18 protein-coding genes are annotated in these 21,177 nt (G+C 42.2%); 3 read left to right on the top strand and 15 right to left on the bottom strand.

Annotated features, from left to right (window positions below; translation table 11 throughout):
- Nucleotides 1-226: 226 nt before the first annotated feature.
- The 13 genes from C8J48_RS02835 to C8J48_RS02775 all read right to left on the bottom strand — a co-directional run bounded on the left by C8J48_RS02835 (nucleotide 227) and on the right by C8J48_RS02775 (nucleotide 15,549).
- Nucleotides 227-1,117: a class I SAM-dependent methyltransferase gene (locus C8J48_RS02835; RefSeq protein ID WP_107724858.1), complete on the bottom strand. Its 891-nt coding sequence runs from the start codon at nucleotides 1,115-1,117 to the stop codon at nucleotides 227-229.
- Between the two features lie 182 nt (nucleotides 1,118-1,299).
- Nucleotides 1,300-1,701, bottom strand: coding sequence for an Rrf2 family transcriptional regulator (locus C8J48_RS02830; protein WP_107724857.1), 402 nt, complete (start codon nucleotides 1,699-1,701; stop codon nucleotides 1,300-1,302).
- Between the two features lie 259 nt (nucleotides 1,702-1,960).
- Nucleotides 1,961-2,683, bottom strand: coding sequence for a GNAT family protein (locus C8J48_RS02825; RefSeq protein WP_107724856.1), 723 nt, complete (start codon nucleotides 2,681-2,683; stop codon nucleotides 1,961-1,963).
- A 392-nt stretch (nucleotides 2,684-3,075) separates the two neighbouring features.
- Nucleotides 3,076-4,413, bottom strand: coding sequence for a hypothetical protein (locus C8J48_RS02815; protein ID WP_107724854.1), 1,338 nt, complete (start codon nucleotides 4,411-4,413; stop codon nucleotides 3,076-3,078).
- A complete protein-coding gene (locus C8J48_RS02810; protein ID WP_170105092.1) occupies nucleotides 4,406-5,107 on the bottom strand; it encodes an ABC transporter ATP-binding protein in 702 nt (233 codons plus the stop codon). The genes C8J48_RS02815 and C8J48_RS02810 overlap by 8 nt, the downstream gene beginning before the upstream one ends.
- A 27-nt stretch (nucleotides 5,108-5,134) precedes the next feature.
- A complete protein-coding gene (locus C8J48_RS02805) occupies nucleotides 5,135-6,163 on the bottom strand; it encodes a lantibiotic dehydratase C-terminal domain-containing protein (RefSeq protein ID WP_107724852.1) in 1,029 nt (342 codons plus the stop codon).
- On the bottom strand, nucleotides 6,144-7,097 hold the full coding sequence (locus C8J48_RS02800) for a lantibiotic dehydratase C-terminal domain-containing protein (protein WP_107724851.1): 954 nt from the start codon (nucleotides 7,095-7,097) through the stop codon (nucleotides 6,144-6,146). Before C8J48_RS02800 ends, C8J48_RS02805 begins: the two co-directional genes overlap by 20 nt.
- Before the next feature lies 1 nt (nucleotide 7,098).
- Complete coding sequence (locus C8J48_RS02795) at nucleotides 7,099-9,654, bottom strand: lantibiotic dehydratase (protein WP_107724850.1); 2,556 nt, start codon at nucleotides 9,652-9,654, stop codon at nucleotides 7,099-7,101.
- 17 nt (nucleotides 9,655-9,671) lie between these two features.
- Nucleotides 9,672-11,339: a YcaO-like family protein gene (locus C8J48_RS02790; RefSeq protein WP_146160437.1), complete on the bottom strand. Its 1,668-nt coding sequence runs from the start codon at nucleotides 11,337-11,339 to the stop codon at nucleotides 9,672-9,674.
- Nucleotides 11,340-11,408: 69 nt separating this feature from the next.
- Nucleotides 11,409-11,579, bottom strand: coding sequence for a hypothetical protein (locus C8J48_RS18610; RefSeq protein ID WP_170105090.1), 171 nt, complete (start codon nucleotides 11,577-11,579; stop codon nucleotides 11,409-11,411).
- Nucleotides 11,580-12,188: 609 nt separating this feature from the next.
- Complete coding sequence (locus tag C8J48_RS19315; protein ID WP_425430441.1) at nucleotides 12,189-12,332, bottom strand: transposase; 144 nt, start codon at nucleotides 12,330-12,332, stop codon at nucleotides 12,189-12,191.
- 133 nt (nucleotides 12,333-12,465) lie between these two features.
- Nucleotides 12,466-13,617, bottom strand: coding sequence for a sporulation protein YhbH (yhbH, locus tag C8J48_RS02780; protein WP_107724847.1), 1,152 nt, complete (start codon nucleotides 13,615-13,617; stop codon nucleotides 12,466-12,468).
- 33 nt (nucleotides 13,618-13,650) lie between these two features.
- The gene (locus C8J48_RS02775; RefSeq protein WP_107724846.1) at nucleotides 13,651-15,549 is read right to left on the bottom strand and encodes a PrkA family serine protein kinase; all 1,899 of its coding nucleotides are present in this window, start codon (nucleotides 15,547-15,549) and stop codon (nucleotides 13,651-13,653) included.
- Between the two features lie 352 nt (nucleotides 15,550-15,901).
- On the opposite strand from C8J48_RS02775, the gene purU reads away from it, so the two are divergent.
- Nucleotides 15,902-16,789, top strand: coding sequence for a formyltetrahydrofolate deformylase (purU, locus tag C8J48_RS02770; RefSeq protein WP_107724845.1), 888 nt, complete (start codon nucleotides 15,902-15,904; stop codon nucleotides 16,787-16,789).
- Nucleotides 16,790-16,896: 107 nt separating this feature from the next.
- Here purU and C8J48_RS02765 read toward each other — a convergent pair whose 3' ends face one another.
- Together C8J48_RS02765 and C8J48_RS02760 are read right to left on the bottom strand one after the other, a co-directional pair.
- Complete coding sequence (locus tag C8J48_RS02765; RefSeq protein ID WP_107724844.1) at nucleotides 16,897-17,397, bottom strand: metallophosphoesterase family protein; 501 nt, start codon at nucleotides 17,395-17,397, stop codon at nucleotides 16,897-16,899.
- Nucleotides 17,398-17,497: 100 nt separating this feature from the next.
- On the bottom strand, nucleotides 17,498-18,475 hold the full coding sequence (locus C8J48_RS02760; RefSeq protein ID WP_107724843.1) for a YndJ family protein: 978 nt from the start codon (nucleotides 18,473-18,475) through the stop codon (nucleotides 17,498-17,500).
- Nucleotides 18,476-18,547: 72 nt separating this feature from the next.
- Between C8J48_RS02760 and C8J48_RS02755 the strand changes: the two genes are divergently transcribed.
- Together C8J48_RS02755 and C8J48_RS02750 are read left to right on the top strand one after the other, a co-directional pair.
- Nucleotides 18,548-19,465, top strand: a complete 918-nt coding sequence (locus C8J48_RS02755) for a TIGR01777 family oxidoreductase (protein WP_107724842.1) — start codon at nucleotides 18,548-18,550, stop codon at nucleotides 19,463-19,465.
- A 199-nt stretch (nucleotides 19,466-19,664) separates the two neighbouring features.
- Nucleotides 19,665-21,107 (top strand): amidase domain-containing protein, encoded by a 1,443-nt coding sequence (locus C8J48_RS02750; RefSeq protein WP_107724841.1) that lies wholly within the window; start codon nucleotides 19,665-19,667, stop codon nucleotides 21,105-21,107.
- The last annotated feature ends 70 nt before the right edge of the window (nucleotides 21,108-21,177 follow it).

Below are 21,177 nucleotides of genomic sequence, written 5' to 3'. Positions count from 1 at the left end.
AGCATGGTTTTAGTCCTTTGAAGCAACACCTACTGGTTACCAGCAAGAAGCGTGTGTGCGCAACCTGGACATAATGTGAATCGTGAATCGCAAGTTTATACATCCGTGAGACGCCGTTTAGCACGGTTCGTTTTGTTTTCTCTTTTTAAAAGCTGGGTTAGGACCCCTCTTTTACATCCATTACGGCAAAATTGATGAATCTTTTGACCGAGTTTAGATCGTGACATCATGGACGGGTGTACATGTGCTGATCCTGCAATCGAATCAGCACCTTGCCAAAACGACCGCCCTGCCGGATATCCACCTTGTCCGACGGATAAGTCCGTTCCAAATACTCCGCCACGACTTTCCGGTTCCGCTGATCAGCAGGCAGATCAAAATTTTTCAGCCAATCCATCACTTCCATCAGAGCCGTTTCTCTGGATACCTGTTTGGTTTTCATTTCCCTAGTTACTAGCGACTCATAGGAATAGCCTTTCAGATACAATAAATGGAGCAAATATGCCATCTCCAGATATTCGGTTTTTAGAGGCTGATCTGTAACCAGAGGCCAAATCTCATCCACCAGACTGTGCTCCCTGGAGCCGGCAGATAGACTGATATAGCAAAACTGTCGTGCGCAGCTCAGCACCCTCTCCACACTTTCCCAATCGACAATAACCGGGCACATGGAGACAAATACGAAATCAAAAGCTTTCCTCCATCCCTTTGCTTGAAGATCAATCTCTTCGAACGGCTCAACCACAACCTCAACCTTCCCGTTTGTTATGCCTATACTATTTTCTTTTAACAGCTCGGCCATAGGAGGATTAGGCTCCACGGCGGTAACATTGGCCCCACGCTTTGCAAACGGCACCGTAAATCCGCCCGAGGCCGCTCCAATGTCTAAAATAGAAGTATCTTCATATGTAACACCCTGTCCTTCCAACCAATTCATAATCCATTTTGTTCTTTGCCTGCCTTCTTCGTTAAACGCCTGCTCATTGAATGACTTTGCCCGATGGTCAAAAACGTGCACGGGGTCAATTCCGGCTTTTTTCATCTTGTTCACTGCTGTATGCGGATCTTCCTTCCAAGCTTTTTCCCAAACGGTGTCATTAAAAAATTCGTTGGTCATGATGCGTCTCCCCTTTTATTCATGGTTTGCAAATAAATAATATCTGCTTTTAGGTCGGTTCCATATTGATGCCGATGACTACTTTACTTCCATTCGCTGTGGTAAAAATCAAACGGAGATTATTTTTAATAGACTTTAAAGATACTGCATATCCCTAATACCTTCAAAAAAATAGCCACACTTCACAAAACAACCGTTATTTTCTTGGCTAGTTCCGACAGTTTTTGTTTTCTCAAATAATCCTCCATTTCTTCTTCTGCCGATACCATCACCTTCTGAATCAAACAGTCGGGGCCATGGTTCAAGTCACAATCGAACAAAGAGGCTGTACCTTCAATGGCATGAATAATATCAAGGAACGAAATTTCTTCCCAATCCCGCTTTAGCCGATATCCGCCATGGGCACCTGAAGCGGATTCAATCATTCCCGCCTTAGCTAGTTTGGTTAATATCTTGGATAAATACGTAGGCGAAACCGCTTGCCGCTCTGCCAACTGCTGAACACCGAAAAACTTATTTGGGGTGGCTGCTGCAAGAAAGAGCATGGTGTGAAGAGCATAGTTCGTCGCTTTTGAATACTTCATCGCGCAGTGTTCACCTCAATTAAAGACCTTCTCTATCCAGAATAACTTTTATATTTAGGTAGCGTCAATTTATTTTTGCTCTTACAGATAAAAGGACAGAGCCCCCCCAAGCTTCGTGATGTAGTTAACTTCCCAAATGCTTCATATTTCCAGAAAGTATATTCCGACTTTAAAAAACAATTGAAATCAGCAACGGGTAGGTGAGAGTTTAACGCATTGGACACTTGCCGGATCAAGCTATACATTAAGATTATCTATCTCATATCAGGGAATCATTTTCCCAAGTATAGACACTAACTCGCTTCAACAACCGACAATCATTCTTCTCAAAGACATGTAACATCGGTCGATTGTTTCTATCGGTGGCCCCGATATAAGTGCTTGCACCAAAGTTTCTTTTTAGTAGTGACAGTGATTGTAGATGGATGACAGCACTTTTTCCTTTTCCTCTCTCTTCGGGGACCAAACCAAAAAAGAAAAGTCTCCCCTCATCAAATGTATGCGGTTCAATATGCGGCATGGTGATTCCGATCGCCGTTCCGTTTTCAAACACACCTAGCAAACTGTTTGTATAGTTGCTTCCCAGTTCCCCTTTCATCTGCTCCAACCACTCGGATACCGACACTGAGGCATACGGGGACTGACTCATCGTTCGTGCACATATTTCCCGAAAGGAAGACTCCGGCATGCGTTTCATCATAAATGGAGTGGTGACATCGCTCAGATCAGAAAGGTCTTTGTGTACCATGACACGCCTCTTGTTTCGCGAAAACCCTTCATGCTCGAATTGGGTCACGTAGTCACTAAAATGAGGCCCCTTTTCATCCAGGACAAATAAAATGCGCTCAGCCCCACTACCATACACACTTTTGGCTTGATGAATCATATCGCCAACGTCTTGACAAGATATCACCTGGGATTGCGACTTTTCTTCCAAAATAACCGAGCGACCACCATCTAATATCCGAAAATAACGCTCCATCTTTTTCCACCCAATCATTATCAATGTTTGTTAGGTTTCTTATTCTTATTTTACTGCAATCCTTCCCCATTCCCTTCTAATTTGCTTCCTTTCAAACCAATCCCCCACCCCTCCATTCGGAGAAGTGGGGGATTCCATCCTGGTGGGAGCGAACAAGCCCTGTCTTTGCACCCCGAAAATACTTCAGGCGGAACTCAAAGAGCGTGTCCGGACCGCGCTGGATGCTTTGGATCTGAGACGTCGTGGCTTTTGCGGGATTGGATGTTGTATGATTCTCCGTTTGGATATGCAAAAACCCCAAATCCCGTATTTGTGGGGATTCTGGGTTTTGCATTGATCCAGTTCTCATTGTCCTTTATTTACCTACCCCCATCTCTTTTTCTCTTTTAGGGCTATATAAGTCTGAATAGAGAAAACACCTTAAAGATGACACCCAGGTAGACACCATAAACCAAAATCCACCTCAAGATTTTTATCTTCTTGAACGGGATTTTCGTATAAATACTTATTAGGTGAACCTTTAATATTTTTTTTAATAAAAGAATTTGCCCTCCCCAAGATGCTCCTGCATAGCAAATAGAAAAAAATGAGTTATAACCCTGAAAAAAGAAAAGAACAACCGAAAAACTAGAAAATAGCAAAGGAATCCAGTAAACGGCCTTACAAAAACCCTGTACATGCTCATCCGCTTTTACAGGAAGAACAAGTAATTCGTTTTGTTTTATCCCATCTTGAAACATTAATACCAACAAAAATATCAACACCAATGACGACAAAAGTATACCGAACCATACAGGCAGATGAAGGCATAAAAATACCTGTATAGCCAGAGTATTTGTAATAATATAAACCAAGGAGGATGGTTTTTCCAAAAATCGTATTTTCCAGTAATGTTTTATAACGATATTCAGACAGTATGGAAGAGGCAGAACAGACTGTTTCTTTTTATGAGAAACTAGAAAAGACGGCTGTTGAAATCCCACTCCCGTAATCAGTTTGACAATAAAAGGATTCCATACCTTCTCATCGCCATAGGAAATCACTTTTCCCCATTCAATATCATTGATCATAGAACGAGAATATAAACCCGCCCATATGACGATAAAAGAACCGATACATATAAAAAACACCATCCACTTTGGCGAAACAATATGAGTCAAGGATATTCCAAAGGCAACCACTAGCAACAGTCCAATACATAATAAATACATCAATCGGACAAAAAAGGACCGTTGGAAAACCAACCATTGATAAACCCCTGTGCCTCCATCCACCAACACAATAATCCCTAAAAGCCAAAAACCCTCTAACCAAGACACCATACCTAGGAAATATACCAAGGATATCATCAAGCTCCACAGGCAAAAACGAATGATGTGCTGATATCCAAAAAGCATACGTAACACTTTTTCCATACTGACAGGAAGAAAACGCAGTAAAAATTCAGCAGAGGTCACTTTGATTCGCGGGCTAATCAACGCCTGAAATAAAACGATTCCCCACCATATAAGGACAACCATAAGCAAAATAGACGGTGTATACAAAGAAAAACCGGAATACGTATCGATTTTTTCCCGTAATATGATTAAGCTAAAGATTATTAGGGGAATCAGATACAACAAGCTGACCCAGTCAAAAAGGATTAAACATACCCGCTTATATATGTGAAGAATCCGACTCAAGCGACTCATGAAGATGTATCGAACCACCCAAGCTGTTTTTCTACTCATGAGTCATTCTTCTTTCTATACTTTTTAATTGGCCAATTGCCCCTGTTTCCTTCACTGCTCCATTTACTAAAAGTACGTATCGATCACATAACTCTCTAATACGATCCAGCAGGTGTGACGTTAACAGGATACTCAATCCCCTTTTTTTTCGCTGAAACAATTCATCTTGAAGGGCTTGTGTTGCATGGATATCCAATCCGATAAAAGGTTCATCGACCAGGAGTAAAGGCGTATCGACTAATAAATTGCTAATCACGTTTACCTTCTGACGCATGCCTTTTGATAGATTGTGCGGAAATTCATCCAGCTTATCCTTCAAATCAAAGATGCGGGCATAATAATCCACTTTATTTTGATAATCGTTTTCAGCTACTCCATAGCTGGTTGAATACAGTAAAAAATGTTGCCGTATCGTTAATTCCGGGAATACCATCGGTTCTTCCGGTATATATGTCAATTGTTGTTTAAATTTCATGATTTCTTTGTCTTGGTCAAAACCATTCAAGCAGATCCTTCCCGTTGTTTTTTTGTACAATCCCATGATCGACTTCATGGTAATCGACTTACCAGCTCCGTTATGACCAATTAAGGCACAAATTTCCCCCGGTTTTAATAAAAACGATACATCTCTAATGATTGGCTTACCATCTAACCCAACACAAAGGAATTCGACATCCAGTAAATTATTCCCCAATATATTCCTCCGGCCTTTCTTGTAAATTCATCCGTATAGAGATGTAAGTTGGCTCTTCCAATCAACACCCAATTCGTCCTCATACCATCTAGCATAAGAATAACACATAAAAAATTTTTCTACGGGTGTAATACCCAACTGCACAAAACTTTGGTAAAGAAAGTTCAGAATCAACCGTTTCACTTGAAAAGACAGGGTTTGTGTTTCTTGATTATAACGAGGAAGTGATAATAAAAACTGGTGAAAATACCCTGGAATATTAGCGGAGCCCGTTTTCCAACCGTGTTCCCCTACAATCTTCATAAATAAATCCCCATCAGGCATTTTCAGCTCTTTCTGCTCGAATAACTGATGGGCATTCACTAACAACTCATCAAATATATAGCACCATTGTGATACCCATCTATTCTCCTCGATTCCTTTCATTATTTTTGTCATTTCATATTTGTTTAGTTGGTATTGCTCCTCCATCTGGTTTCTTATAACATCGTTCTTATCAAAACGATACAAAAATGCTTCTGCATGAGAACGATAACTTAATTGATGGCGATCAGGATCACCCAATACCTTAGTAGCTGAATACATCATGGAAATCGCTTTTGTAAAACGGTTAATATCATTATTCAACATATTCCACATGGCTTCTCCCGTACCCAGATAATACTTGATTAATAATTGAGTTCCTTTCTCTCCCCATATATCTGTTCTAAATCGAGGGATGGATATTTCTAATGTTAAATCCTCCCTAATTTCAATTATTTCCTCCTTATCCAATTCAAATAGTTTGAGATGTTGGGATCGATGCAACCAGGATGTTTCATCAAATTCCGAATCCACTTTGTATTTAGTTAGGCATTTCGACAATTCTTGTATAAGATTTTCTAACGATTGATCTTCCTGCTTCATACACCATTCCAAATGGGGACCATATTTCCATCCTCTTCGAAGAAAACTTCGTACATGAACCGATTGGTTTAATGGAATTAATTTTTCTCTAATGAAATTATCATGCGATGAATAATCATACATATAGATTTTAATTGACTGCAATTTCATTGTTTTCCCTCCTCACTGAATCTAAAGCATGACTTAATTGAAAAGCGATCTCAGCCTCTGTCATCGGAGATATACCTAATCGGTTAGAATGCATATGAATCCAAGACCAATAGGTTTGACCAACAGCGGTTTCTTTCGGGTGCCAATCTTCGATTGATTGGATCTTTATATTGTTGTATATAAAATCCCCTTGATCATAGTGATTCTTAATCTCTTTGGAAAAAAGAAGATACTGTTTATAAAAAGATGGATGGTCATTCATCCAACTATTTTTTAAAAAACTGCGATATACCGACTCATTTTCCTTGTAGAAGTTACTAAATTTAAATAAGACAGCATCAATTTGATTGGGCAGATATGCCGTAATAGTACCGATACAATAGGAACGCAAAAAATCAATTTGCTTTTGAAGAGACAATTTCATACTGCGAACCATATATATAATGGATTGCAGACCAAATTTATAGCGATCCTTATAGCTTTTAATATTTCTTCGCTGCAATATCTCTAAAATGTACATTGAAGAATAAGTAAACTGCTCTTCACTTAGCGCCATTACCTTTGGACCGTTATATCGCCGAAGCTCTGGAATATAATCGATCTGATGAATGGAGTGGTTGGCAAACCACTCCATGTATTTCGTTTCTTTATCCAAAAGCATTTGATAACGGTGGTAAAATTCTATTTTATTCAAAGTAACCTCACTTGGATTTTTATAAAAAAAATGATTTACTACATGGTAAAATGTTTTTTCTTCTTCATCTGACAGTTCTTTTATACGTAAGCGCAAATGTGGTCCACCCTTCCAATAGCGAATAAAAAAGAAATACCGTTTCCTTATCACTTTATCCAGAAAGTGTTCTTTTAAAAAACACAAAAGCTCATCCATCTTATCTTCATCATGGTAAAAAACGTGATAACTTTTCCAACCCAATTTAGTTGCCCTCCTTCTTTCTATATATTTCGATCAAAAGTTCACACATATGACCCTCTCCATTAACCTGCAATGGAAGATCTTCATTTGGAAGTGCTTCTTCAAGAATAAATCCCTCATGCATGACCTGAATCTGATTAAACAAGACCTGAACCATATGAAAACTCCTTGAATCAATATATTGAGGTTTTCTCATACCATCCTGATATTTTTCCGAAACATGCTGAAAGCGTGGATTGGATTGTAAATAAAACTTGTCTGGCAAGTTGTTATGTTCTATCCAATCTCGAAATTGTATAAACTTATTTAACTTGTCTCCTAATCCTTTTTCAAATTCATTCATAAAAGCCTCTTTATCAACCCACCATTGTTGTCTTTGCAACACTATATTTCCCAAACGAATTCGTGGTAATTTCATCACAGGACCTTTTTCAAGAAAATCGTATAAGTAATCGTGAAACACTAAACGGGGATTAAATATTTGCGTTAGATATATCAAAAATCGAAACATAGGTGGAACTAAACCTAAATTAAGTGTTTTTAGGTATAATAAACATACCTTTTTCCCTTTCTTTTTTGAAAAGAAATATAGCTGATCTTTTTTTGAGTCATATCTGAGACTTAATTCCTCCAAATGAATTTGTTTCTCCAATACTTTATTGCAATTTGTTCCTGAATAAACATATTCATATTCTGTTATTTCTGGATGAACGTTGGCATTAAATCCAAAAACACCACTTATTTCAGCATAAATTACGTCTTTGTCTAGTTCTTTAATTATCCGTCGGACTTCATTAGAATAAGAAAATTGACTGACCTTTGATAGTTGTTGCATAAACCGATTAATAAAGCGCCCATAACCGTCAGAAATCCTGTTTACAACAAAACTATTTGAAGAAGGTTGTATAAAGTAAGACCAGGATTGTGGCTGAAATTGGATTAATGTATCGGATAGTTCATGATGGATTTCACGTAATATCGAGGGATCAATCTCAATATCATCTTGAAGGTGGTCTGCTATCCACTCCATTAACTTATTTCTTAATGAAATCCATGTTTTGTAGTCATCAATTCTGCCAAGATATTCCTTCCTTAAGTTACTGTTTCTCGTCACCTTCTCAACAACATTTTGAAAGGAATATAAGTCGTCACATACCCCATCCTTACCATACATCTCAATAAATATTTCCCTAATCAACAGTTTAAAAGGAATTTGAGAGTCAAACAATACAAGCATCGACTCCAGGTCGCTAATATTTTCAGAAAATTCCTCGAAATTAGTTTTGGGTAGCCACACAGGTTGATTTAAATAGCAGTTTTCGTAAAAGAAAGACTCTGAGTTAGGTGTCATACCGCCGTTTATTTCAAGATGATCAACGAGTGATTCCCACTCCTGTTTTAACTCCTGTAAAGTAGTCACGATATCACTTTTTTGAATAAGTTCGCGCATCTTTTTTACTCTTCTAATAACGTAGTTTATGTCAATGAAGTACTTCTTTTGTGTTTGTGACAATGCATCAATTATCTGACTTAAAAAGTCTGAGTTCTTTTCGTTGAATGGGGAGTGTACATTCAATATTTGAAGTTTAATAAGCTTATTCAAATACTGATGTATTTTTTCTCTCTCTTCCATTGACCCATTTTCAATTGTCAGTCGAGAAAATTCCTCTATAGACATGAGATCTTTTTCCATAAAGCTTTGAAAAACCTTAGCCAATGATGGTTGTATAGGGAGAGATACCTTTTTTTCTTTTTGAACAATGAACTTCCATTGGTGAATTTGCTGATCTATCATAACATAATGCATATAATTATTTTTCACTGTTAGAAATGGATTGATTTTTAAGGGAACATAATATTTTAATCTATCGACCAAAATGCTCCACAAATATTCGGAAACTGAATGATTAAATTCCTTTGTGAAATACCAAGATAAAGAAGTTATTTTGAATTCATCTCTCCATTGTCCTTCCCCTACTAATGTTAATGAACTAAAAGGGCTTGTTTTGGCAATCATCCTGGTTAAAAGCATGGTTACTGTTCTTTCTATCTTTCTCATTTTTTTATTTTGTTGATCAACAGGTATGGATTTATATTTCTCCCATTTATCAATCAGATCGGTGTTTGTTAGTGCGATTGCTCTCATTAATTCCGGTATTCCAGCTAACTCCTGTAATGTTCTTCTTTTTTCTTCCCACTCCCACTCGAAGGTTTGTTTTAATATTTGATCCAGTCGGTCTATTTCATTCAATTGTTTATTCCATTTTTTCAAAATAGCAGTATAAACGTCCGCATCCTCTTCCGTCTGTTCCACCTTTTTAATTAACCCTATCTTCCGCTTCCATTTAAGTAATCTTTTTTTTCTTTTCGGATCTTTTTCTTTTTTGATTTCCTGATACAGTTCAGAACAAATAGAGTTGCTAAGGTGTATCATACGGGAATAAAGGGCTTTTCTTTCCTGATAAACATAAAGGGTGTTTTTTAGGACTAACCGATCTAAAGTATTTATAGGAACTGGCGATAATCTTACAACAGGTCTCGAAAACAGTTGATTCATTATTCATTTCTCCCATCTTACAAAAATGGATGAACTTTAAGCGAATTATCCCCAACTCTGTAATCATATGAATTTTGGATTAGTACTTTCACTACATAAAGTGGAATATCCAATACTTCAAAAATTGAAGGGGTCAAATCAACCACTATTACATCACCTGGTAACTGTTGCAACAAATTTTCCCATGTGATCAATGAACTTTTAAAGAAATGGGAGGGTGAAATCATGGGAATCGATGAAAGAAAAGAGAAATCTTCAATCGCTTCACGATAATACAATACATGATCTTCCATTGTTGAAACCTTTACTTCTTTCTTTTGCAACACCTTATATCGCTGGTGTTGTCGTTGATCTAATTCTCTAAAATTTATATATCCAGTAAATAACTCAATTAAAGCACCTAAGACAGCTTCCTCTAAGCTTTTACCGGAACCAATCGAATTTAACACATATTTTCCCCAAGTTAAATGAACCCATACAGTTATAAAAACTCCCCTTCCTGTAAGAAGAATTAATAGTTTAGCTTTTTGATTACTTGTAAAAAAATCGATAAAGTAACTAATTTCTTTACTATGTATAAAGTAATCTAATGGCAGTCGTACGAGGTTATCTTTATTAAGCCAAGCTCTTAAAGCATTATTCCTTTCCATATATTCCATTAATGCGAAAATAATAGCTTCTTTTATTGTTCCACCTATTGCTGTTCCGTTTGAAGTAGCCCTATAAAAGCGCTGTTCATTCGACTTGTTTTTGCTTTCTAAATACACAAACTGAACTGGAACATAAACCTTTCCCTGACGAAGTGAATAACCTTCCATCCATTGATATTTCTGATTTTCATAAAAAGGCTTTGATAGAGGAATAGCAAAAAATTGATCCGGATGAATGGCCTTATCAATCTGTTTCCAAGAGGATTTAATAAATGCATCTTCATTACTAAAAGCGCTGTATAAGGAAATTCTTTCTAACGACTCCAATAATGCTATTATTTCTGATTGTCGTCTATCAAAGCTCCTTCCAATACCGAAGTTTACTTTTCCTTCACCCGTAATCTTTATCCTTGTTACAAACACTTGATCTATCTTATAGACTTCCTTTTTTGAAAAAGGACTGAGCGAATTAATTGGAATAAACTCTAAAATATCTTTTAATATATTAAGATTCCATTCTCTCTCTAATGATTGGTAACCCTTAAAAATTAACGGTTCCTCTTTTTTTTCTCTAATTACATAATAGGACGCACAGTTTCTACATTGATAGTGAGGAAAGGCAGATCTTTCCCTCCATCCATTACTACTTAACATCCAAATTTTATATAATCCATTAAACCTAATTTTATTTTGAACAGCATCAAATATTTTTTGAATTATACTCCAGTCAAAGACATCATTGAAACAATATGAACTATGATATTCGAGGAAACATAAGGGGCAACCGATTTGCCCTCTATGATAATAACCCAATTTGATACTATCATCCTCATATTCTAATATATAAAATGGACCAGATTTCATAGCTTTTATAACTAAGCTAATCCACGAATGTACCCCTTCATCCCCTCTTATAAGCACTCGTTTCTCTTTAAATTTGATGAGCCAATTTTGGAAGGGAGTATAAATCCAATTATCAGATTTCAATTGTAAACTATTTTGGGAATAAAAGTAAATTTCCTCGTCTCTACTCATATACTTCAACCCTTCCAGCAAAATTGTTCCTGGCCCCTTTTCTGCTCTTAGCTTCAGATTATCTTATGGTTAAGCAGAGCAAGTAAACCAGAAATAAGGAGGAACAGGCAACGTTGATCCTACTGACGCCGCACCTTCAGTATTACCTGTGGTTCCAGGAATAGCAATTGCTTGAATCTCTTCAATCGAGAGATCTTTTTCCATTTTTTCAAGTTCAGTTACATCCAATTGAAATTTCAATATTATCACCTTTTTCCTATTTTTTGAGGAGCCAGGAATCATTTAGTATACTATCAAATGATTGAAATATTGTAAACAGGTAAATTCAATTTATTTTCTATAATGTGATTTTAATGGTTACTTCCATAAATCAATAACCTCTATGATCTGTGTAGAACACGGGGGCACTTAGGAGGAGATATGTAACCTATCCCACAAGACCCTAGACACATGCTAATTGTAGAAAAAAAGGAATAGCTCAGGGGCCGACCATTGTATCGCTGACGGGTAGTCTTCTTAAAAGGAAGATGATGTTCCGCTCTTCTCCTTTCCAAGCGTAAAAAATAGTTGGAACAATAGAATCTATTTCTGAAGTCGATTAACATACCATAAAATAAGTGCAAGTAGACAAAAAGACCGATAAAGCTCAGAATGACGCTTCATAACGGACAATCAAGCGGTGATAATTATCCATCCAAGCAAAGCATCCTTCCACTTTCCAACGATGATGATAACTGGTACTAAGCTTGATCGGTCGTCCACGCTTAGGTGAGCAGCGCTTTCGGCGCTCAAAAGTAGAGGTACAGATTTTGAATCGATCCCGGTCCCATCTCCCGTCCACCGTTGCAATCATCGCCAACAGGTGGTTGGTGAGCCGTATTTTCGGTGCATGTCAGTATAGGGGCGGTCTGTTTTAAGGACATGGAGGACGCCATTGATTGTTTTTCTGGGATCTACTGAAGGTCTACCCATGTTCGTTTTTTTCTTTGGCACTGTGCTTTATACTCGCTAGCTACTTTTGAAATACTGCTGCCTTCGCCGTTCGAGACTTTCACCCTAGAGAACGTGTCCATGCCGGGCACACAACCAATCCCCCACCCCTCCATTCGGAGAAGTGGGGGATTGGTCATACTGCCTCACCTTCCTTCTTCCCAAAAAAATGCTTCAACGCCTCATACACTTGCCCTTTCTCCCGGATCACATAATGCATAAATTTGGGATCGTAGATGTGTTTGTAGGCGCTCATGAGGGTGGAGTGGCGATTATACTGATTTACCTCACCGTAACCAAATATATTGGACCGTTTCATCAGTTCCATCACCAGCTTGATACAGCGGTCGTTGTCGGAGGTGAGGTTATCGCCGTCGGAGAAGTGAAAGGGATAAATATTGTAGCGGTGTGGTGGATAGCGGGCGTCGATCACTTCCAGGGCTTTGCGGTAAGCGGAGGAGCAGATGGTGCCGCCTGATTCCCCTTTGCTGAAGAAATGGTCTTCGGACACTTCCTTGGCCTCGGTATGGTGGGCGATAAAAACGATTTCCACTTTATCGTACTGTGTACGTAAAAAGCGCGTCATCCAAAAGAAAAAACTGCGGGCGATGTATTTCTCAAAAATGCCCATGGAACCGGAAGTATCCATCATGGCGATCACAACGGCGTTGGAATGGGGAACAACGATCTCTTCCCAGGTCTTAAAGCGCAAGTCTTCATCGGATATGGGGGCAAAGCTTTTGTGACCTTTTTGCGCGTTTCGCTTCAACGCGTTGAGGAGGGTTCGTTTTTTATCGATATTGCCCATTAAGCCTTTTTTACGCACATCATTGAAACGGATATCCTGAGTCTCTAACTCATGCAGCTCTTTCTCCTGCAACCGTGGCAGCTCCATCTCGGAAAAGAGCATATGCTCCAGCTCTTCCACCGAGATCTCCGCTTCATAGTAATCGTGGCCGGGGTCTTCCCCCGCTCCTTGCCCTTGACCCGGTTTTCCTTTTACCGGTTCCCGTCCGATTACATCCCCGACCTTGCTTTTTCCGTCTCCTTGACCCACATGCTTCCCCTTATTGTAATTAAAGCGAAATTTATACTCCTCCATCGAGCGAATAGGGATTTTGACCATTTTCTTGCCGTCGGAGAGGATAATGCTCTCCTCTGAGATGAGATCGGACAGATTTTTTTTGATCGCTTCCTTTACCTTCTCCTGGTGACGCATTTGGTCTTGATGACCTTTACGGTGCAGCGACCAGTCCTCTTCCGAGACAATAAAGCTGGTATCCGACATTCCGGGGCACCTCCCATCTCTCCCGATCTCCCACTAGCGGTTCAAGAGGCTCCCCACATAGCGCAGCAGTTCGTTGGCACTGGCGGTGGTGTAGCTGTATTTCTCCACCAGTGTGGCAATCACTTCATTAATTTTTTTCAATTGGGTTTCATCCGGTGTTTTGGTGGATGTGGTAATTTTAACCACATCTTTTAGATCGGCGAACAACTTTTTCTGGATCGCTTCCCGTAAGCGATCATGACTGTTGTAATCAAATTTTTTCCCTTTGCGGGCATATGCGGAGATGCGGATGAGAATTTCTTCGCGGAATGCTTTTTTGGCGTTTTCCGAGATGCCGATCTGTTCCTCGATCGAGCGCATCAGCTTTTCATCCGGTTCCAACTCTTCTCCTGTCAGGGGATCGCGGATCTTTTGCCAGTTGCAGTAGGCTTCTACATTGTCGAGATAGTTATCGAGCAAGGTTTTGGCCGATTCTTCATAGGAATAGACAAACGCCTTTTGCACTTCTTTTTTGGCTAGTTCATCGTACTCTTTGCGAGCAATAGAAATAAAATTCAGATAACGTTCATGTTCATCTTTTGTAATCGATGGATGTTGATCCAAACCGTCTTTGATGGCGCGTAAAATATCGAGGGCATTGATATAATCGGCCTCCGAGCGAATCAGGGCACTGGAGATACGGTTGATTACATAACGGGGATCGATACCGGACATCCCCTCATCGAGATGCTCGTTTCTAAGCTCCTCCACATCGGTCTCCTTATACCCTTCCACCGCTTTACCGTCATAGAGGCGCATTTTTTTGACCAGATCCACCCCTTGCTTTTTTGACTCCTTCAACCGTGTCAAAATGCTGAAAGTGGCCGCTGACCGCAATGCGTGGGGGGCGATGTGGATATGGCCCAAATCGCTTTCGCGAATCAATTTCTCATAGATTTTTTCCTCTTCGGATACTTGCAGATTGTACGGTACAGGCATCACGATAATGCGGGACTGGAGCGCTTCGTTCTTTTTATTGGCGATAAAGGATTTGTATTCCGATTCGTTGGTATGAGCCACAATCAGCTCATCGGCACTAATGAGCGCAAACCGGCCCGCTTTAAAATTCCCTTCTTGTGTCAGGGAAAGAAGATTCCATAAAAATTTCTCATCACACTTCAACATTTCCTGAAATTCCATTAAACCGCGGTTGGCTTTATTCAATTCCCCGTCAAAGCGATAGGCGCGAGGGTCCGATTCTGAACCATATTCGGTGATGGTAGCAAAATCAATGCTTCCGGTAAGATCGGCAATATCCTGGGACTTGGGATCCGATGGGCTAAAGGTACCGATACCCACACGATCATCTTCTGACAGCAGTACCCGCTCCACCCGAACATCCTCAATGCGGTTGCCATATTCCTCTTTGAGGCGAATGCGACAGGAAGGACATAAGTTTCCTTCAATTCTCACTCCAAAATCTTGCTCCACCTCCGATCGGATCGAATGTGGAATCAGATGGAGGGGCTCTTCCTGCATCGGACAACCTTTGATGGCGTAGACCGCCCCGGCATCCGTGCGGGAATACTGCTCCAACCCATCCTTTAACATGGTCACGATGGTGGATTTTCCACCGGAGACCGGTCCCATTAACAACAAGATCCGTTTTCTCACATCTAAGCGACGAGCCGCCGAATGAAAATATTCTTCCACCAATCGTTCAATCGCTCGATCCAAACCGAATAACTCCCGGCTAAAAAACAAATACCGCTTACTCCCGTTCTCCGCGGTTTCCACACCGGCATCGGCAATCATATGATAAACCCTGGAATGAGCGGTTTGTGCCAATTCCGGACGCTCCCGAACCATTTCCAGATACTCTGCGAAGGTTCCCTCCCATGACAGCTTCTCTTCGCGCTCCCGCTGCTCGGCAATGCGTTTCAGGATGTCCATGGAAACCCTCCTCTCAGCTCCATAAACCATTGTTCCTCGTTCGTTGTTTGTACTCCATCGTATTCACCTTTGATTTCCGACATGTGCCCTTTTGCTGGAATCAAATTAGTCGAAGACTGAAATTGAAACGAAATAGGATGGTTCATACGATTGTTTTATCGTATGCGGGTAAAAGGACAATGTTGCGGGTAGGAGCTGGATCTTCTACGATGGCGACCAAAACAAGAAAAATCCGATAGGGGATAGGGACAGGGATTTTCCTGGGGCAGATTTTCTGCTATTCTCAAGGGTATAGTGGGAGCTAGTCTGTTCCAGGATAACAGCAAATCGATCAACAAGGGAGCAAGATGAGATGTCTGATTCATCATCGGAAATCGCGGCATTACACAACCAGGGGCGCCTTTTGATCTCCTGTCCGGACCGGCCCGGTATTGTAAAGGGTGTATCCCAGTTTTTGTTTGAACAGGGAGCCAACATCGTTCGCTCCGACCAACATACCACCGACCCCGAAGGTGGCCATTTTTTTATGCGTATTGAGTTTGAGCGAAAGGATTTGGATCAACAATTTACAGCGCTGAAGGAATCCTTCCGGCAAACGGCGGAAACCCTTGATATGGTTTGGCAGATGAGTCGTTCCAGTCATAAAAAGCGGCTGGCGATCTTTGTTTCCAAAGAAGATCACTGTCTCAATGATCTGTTGTGGCGTTGGCGCGTAGGGGAGCTAAACGCCGAGATCGCGATGGTGGTCAGCAACCATCTGGATCTAAAACCATGGGTCACTCCTATGGGGATTCCCTTTTATCATGTGCCATGTACCCGTGAAACCCGCCTAGAAGCGGAAAAGACGCATCTAAAGCTGTTGGCGGAAGGGGAGGTGGATACCGTCATCCTGGCCCGCTATATGCAGATTATCCCTTCAACCATGGTGGAACGCTACCAAAACCGCATCATCAATATCCACCACTCGTTCCTGCCTGCCTTTGTCGGTGCCAATCCCTACAAACAAGCATATGAACGTGGGGTTAAGATCATCGGTGCCACCGCCCATTATGTCACGGAAGAGTTGGATCAAGGACCGATCATTGAACAAAACGTGGAGCGTGTTGACCACCGTTGCCACGTGGATGATCTGCGACGGATCGGTCGCGACGTGGAACGACTGGTGCTGGCCCGGGCGGTGCAATGGCATCTCAATGATGAGGTATTGGTGCATGGAAATAAGACGGTGGTGTTTCGGTAAGTGTATACCAGTATCACCGGATGTAAAAAACCCGCTTCCTTTGTATAAGGGGCGGGTTTGTTTTGTTGATCGTTCAGGCGCGCTTGGTACGGAGCCCAATCAATCCCTTACCCCTTCTGATCAAAAAAGAGGTGCTTCACCCGGATCTCCTCCTCCAACCGTGCCACACCAAAGGAAAAGCGGGGACTGCGGCGACGATCCGTCGGGGAGCCGGGATTAAAGACGAGGGTGGAACCATGCCGTTTATGATAAGGGATATGACTGTGCCCAAAAATAAGGAGATCGACCGGTTCATCCGCAAAGGCATCCAACGCTCGCTTTCGTGTCGTTCCCCTGTGGCCGTGTCCATGTACAATTCCGACCCAATGGTCGCCGATACGCACCCTTGTCCGTTCATGCCAATGCCGCCGCACTTCCGGAGGATCACAGTTGCCATAGACACCGTAAACCGGTGCATATTGCTTTAGTTCACGGGTTACGGACTCATCCACCCAATCCCCGGCATGCAAAATGGCTGCGGTAGGCTTTTCCAAGGCACGAAGCAATGTTGGCGGCAGCTGTTTGGCCCGCTTGGGGATATGGGTGTCGGAGATAATGATCACACGCATAAAACCTTCCCCCTCCTCTCGCACTAGTAAACGACATACCCCATTAAACGATAACGGAGAACAATTTCCGATCAGCCCGATTAACAGCGGATGGCCAGAGCTACGCCTTTTTTTGCCCTTCACCCTTTACCGTGAGAGCAGCCGTTTCACCACTTCGCTGCAATCCCAAAATCGCACACAGCGAAAAGCCGAAGGTATTGACAAAGCCGTGTACAAAAATCATGAGGGGAATATCGAGAATAACATAATCGCCAATATGGCCGTAACCGTAAAAAAACGACGCCCCCATCGAAAACAGAAGAGAGATGGCGGAAAGTGTGAACAACGCTTGAGCCGGTCGATTCGGCAAATGAGGAACATATACAAATAGAAGGAGTAAGGCATAAAGGAGCAAAGGGAGGACAAATTCAACGACAGCAATAAACTCCAACAACGGATATACATTGCCAAAGGTGATACCAACCGCCACAAATCCCGGTCCCAAAATGATCGCAACCGTCATCACTAGCCACAACCGCTTTAACCCAGGCCGGAGCGCCAGTAGTTTTTTGCCGACGATACCCATTGTAATCGGTGTGAGGAAGGCGGCATAGTGAAAATGGATAGAGGTAAGCAACACGATAATATCACTAAAGTGCAACACCGGCATCCCGGTACGGTGAAGCACCAGCCAGCCGCCACCGACCACGATATACATCAAACCGATCTGGATCAGGAGTTCCGATCCCTTCAATGATCGTTTTTGTTGGAGAAAGCGAGTAAAACCGTACAAGGCGATCAACATCGTGACGAGTAACCACGGCACTGCCCATAACGTAGCGGTCACACCCGGGGATAGGAAAAACGAAATCCCAGCGGCAACCGCGGCAAAAGGTTGGAAAGTGACCGCCCAGCGGTAAAAACGATTGCTTCTATCCGCAACCAAGGACAGGGTCAACGGCACCAACACCAGATAAGCGAACAGAAGCAGAATCATCACGTACTGCAAACTGTCAAGGTTGGTTGTCAACGCCTTTATCACCACAAAAACGGTCCAAATAATCGCACCGATCCCGGCGCTTTTGCGCTCATTGACCATATCTCTTTCTTCACCTCACTGTATTTTGTATAAATATGAATTGTTACAATAAGAAAAAAGGAGGGGTTGATGATGAATATCGTCATCGCGGGAGGAACGGGATTTATCGGAAAAGCGATCGTCAACACTTTCGCTAAAGAAGGAAACCACGTATATGTTCTGACACGGCAGAAACATGCGGATATGGAAAATATCACATTTATTCCATGGTTGTCCGCCGCTTCTCATCCCGAAAATAAACTGAGACATCGCTCCATCGATGCTATGATCAATTTAGCCGGAGACCCGATCAATCAGGGCCGTTGGACAAAACGAAAAAAAGAAGCGATCCTGCAAAGCCGCATCCGCGCCACACAGGAAATGATTCGTATTGTCGGCCATGTGGAGCAAAAGCCAAAGGCGTTTATCAATGCTTCCGCGATCGGCTATTACGGTTATGCTAATGAGCAAACATTTACCGAAACGTCGCCTTCCCTCGGAAACAGTTTTCCAAGCCGTGTCTGCCAGCGATGGGAAGAAGAAGCAAAAAAGATGGAGGCCTTCCATATTCGTACGATTATCGCCCGTATCGGTGTGGTAATGGGTAACAACGGCGGAGCGCTGGCGAAAATGATCCTACCCTATCGCTTTTTTGTCGGAGGAACGGTGGGTACGGGCCGGCAGTGGATTTCCTGGATACATATGGAGGACTTGATTGGATTGATTCGTCTGATCATCGAGAATGAGGAAATCAACGGACCGATCAATTTAACCGCTCCTCACCCCGTTACCATGAGAGAATTGGGTCAGGCGATTGGGACGACCCTCAACCGTCCCCACTGGTTCCCCGTACCGGAATGGTTGATGAAGCTCGTCTTTGGCGAAATGAGCGGCTTTTTACTAAAGGGGCAAAAAGTACTGCCGGAAAAGGCACTACAACATCAGTATCCATTTCGCTTTTCCCGGATTGAAGCAGCGTTGTCTAATTTAAAAACCCCTCCCTCACCATAGAGAAGCGTTTCTTCTTCTCACGCCTCCCATTGTATCGAAGGATGATAATCCCTAGCAATATCTCCCTCTTTTCGTACAAGAGACAGTCGCCTTAATAGTCACATTAGTCTATTGACGCTCTCTCCCAGAAAATCTAAGATAGAGTCGTCTTTGGAAAATATTTTTCTTTTAGTGCTAGAGAAGAAAGAGGGGGAGACTCTTGAAAGCATTTTTACAAGGCAAGATGGTAGCGATTCTCGCCATGGCTCTCATTTTGGTGTTAGCGGGCTGCGGCGGAGATAAAGAGGCTACCGGTGATAAAGGAAAATCCGAAACGCCGGAAGAGAGTGGCACAACGGATAGTACCGCCAGCATCTCCGATGAAGAACTAGTCGATAGTATCTCGCTCTATAATGAGTCTGCCAAGAGCAAAGAAGAGATTCAACAAGAGCATACTTCTGCGGTCACCATTGTTGTAAAACGGTCCGAGCAACAAAAAACGCCGACAAAAACGGATCTGGACAACCAACAGTATCGTGATTTTGTCATCGGTGCTGCAACCGATCTAGAAGGGTTAAGCGAAGCGGAACGGAAAGCAGTCGGGGACTACGCTAAAGATGTAGCCGATTATGACAATAAAGAGAAGAATAAACAGATTGAAGAACTGCGGGATAAAGCAACAAAAGAAGGTTTAACTCCCGGAGAAAAAGCGGAATTGATCAACCTGTTGCCGGCAAAAGATTCAGTTCCCCTGAAACAAGATAAAGTTGACCCGGAACATAACGGGGACACCGGTGTCGATAAGAATAAAGCTCCTGGTAGCAACTCCCCCGATCAAGATAAAGCAACTGAGGAAGAAAGCGGGGAAAGCAGTCATCCCCCCGCCGCTGAAAACGGTACTGACAACCCAGATCAACAATCTCCGAGCGATGAAGGTTCCGCCAACGATGGTCAGGAAGAGCCAGCCTCTGAAGGGGAAAATAACGAACAAGAGCAACAAGAACCGCCTGCCAACGGTGAAGAAGAAGCCGAGGAGCAACAGCCTCCTGCCCCTGAAGAAGAAAACAAAGACGAAGAGGGTAACGGAGAAAACGGCACTGATCAAGATGGCAGCGAAGAACAGCCTCCTGTTGAGGAAGAAAAACCCGCTGATGACGGCATGAAAGAAGCCAACGGTTACGACCGTGCAAAAGCCCGGGATTACGCGTACCAATGGTGGAACAGTCGGAACAACGAACAATACGGTTTTTATAGCCGTGAAAGGGATTGCGTTGATTGCTGGTATGACTGCACCAACTTCACTTCCCAGGCAATGGTCGCGGGTGGGCTGGTACAATGGAAGAGTGACCCCTGGTGGTATTACAGTGACACCAAACCGTCCTATGCTTGGGGGCTGGCTAACAGCCAGTATAAACATCTCCAACAACGGGCAGAGCCTGCAAACAGCCTCTCCGAGCTAAAAGTGGGGGACATCGTTCACGCCGATATCAACGGTGACGGTCATATCAACCATAGCGCCATCATCACCAAAATCGAACTCGGCCAAATCTATGTGACCCAACACACCACCGACCGTAAAGACGCACCTCTGAGCACGTGGTTCTGGAACGGTTACAACGTTTTTGGTTGGAAGATGGGCACAGCCGACAATACTTCGCGATAAACAATCACCCCTCCTGAACATTGGGAGGGGTGTTACTATGTGGTATAGGATGACCACCCACAGGCCGAAC

This window comes from Desmospora activa DSM 45169 (assembly GCF_003046315.1).
Taxonomy (GTDB): domain Bacteria; phylum Bacillota; class Bacilli; order Thermoactinomycetales; family DSM-45169; genus Desmospora; species Desmospora activa.
Note: the sequence above shows the minus strand (reverse complement) of the source record. Positions and strands in the feature narration are given on the sequence as shown.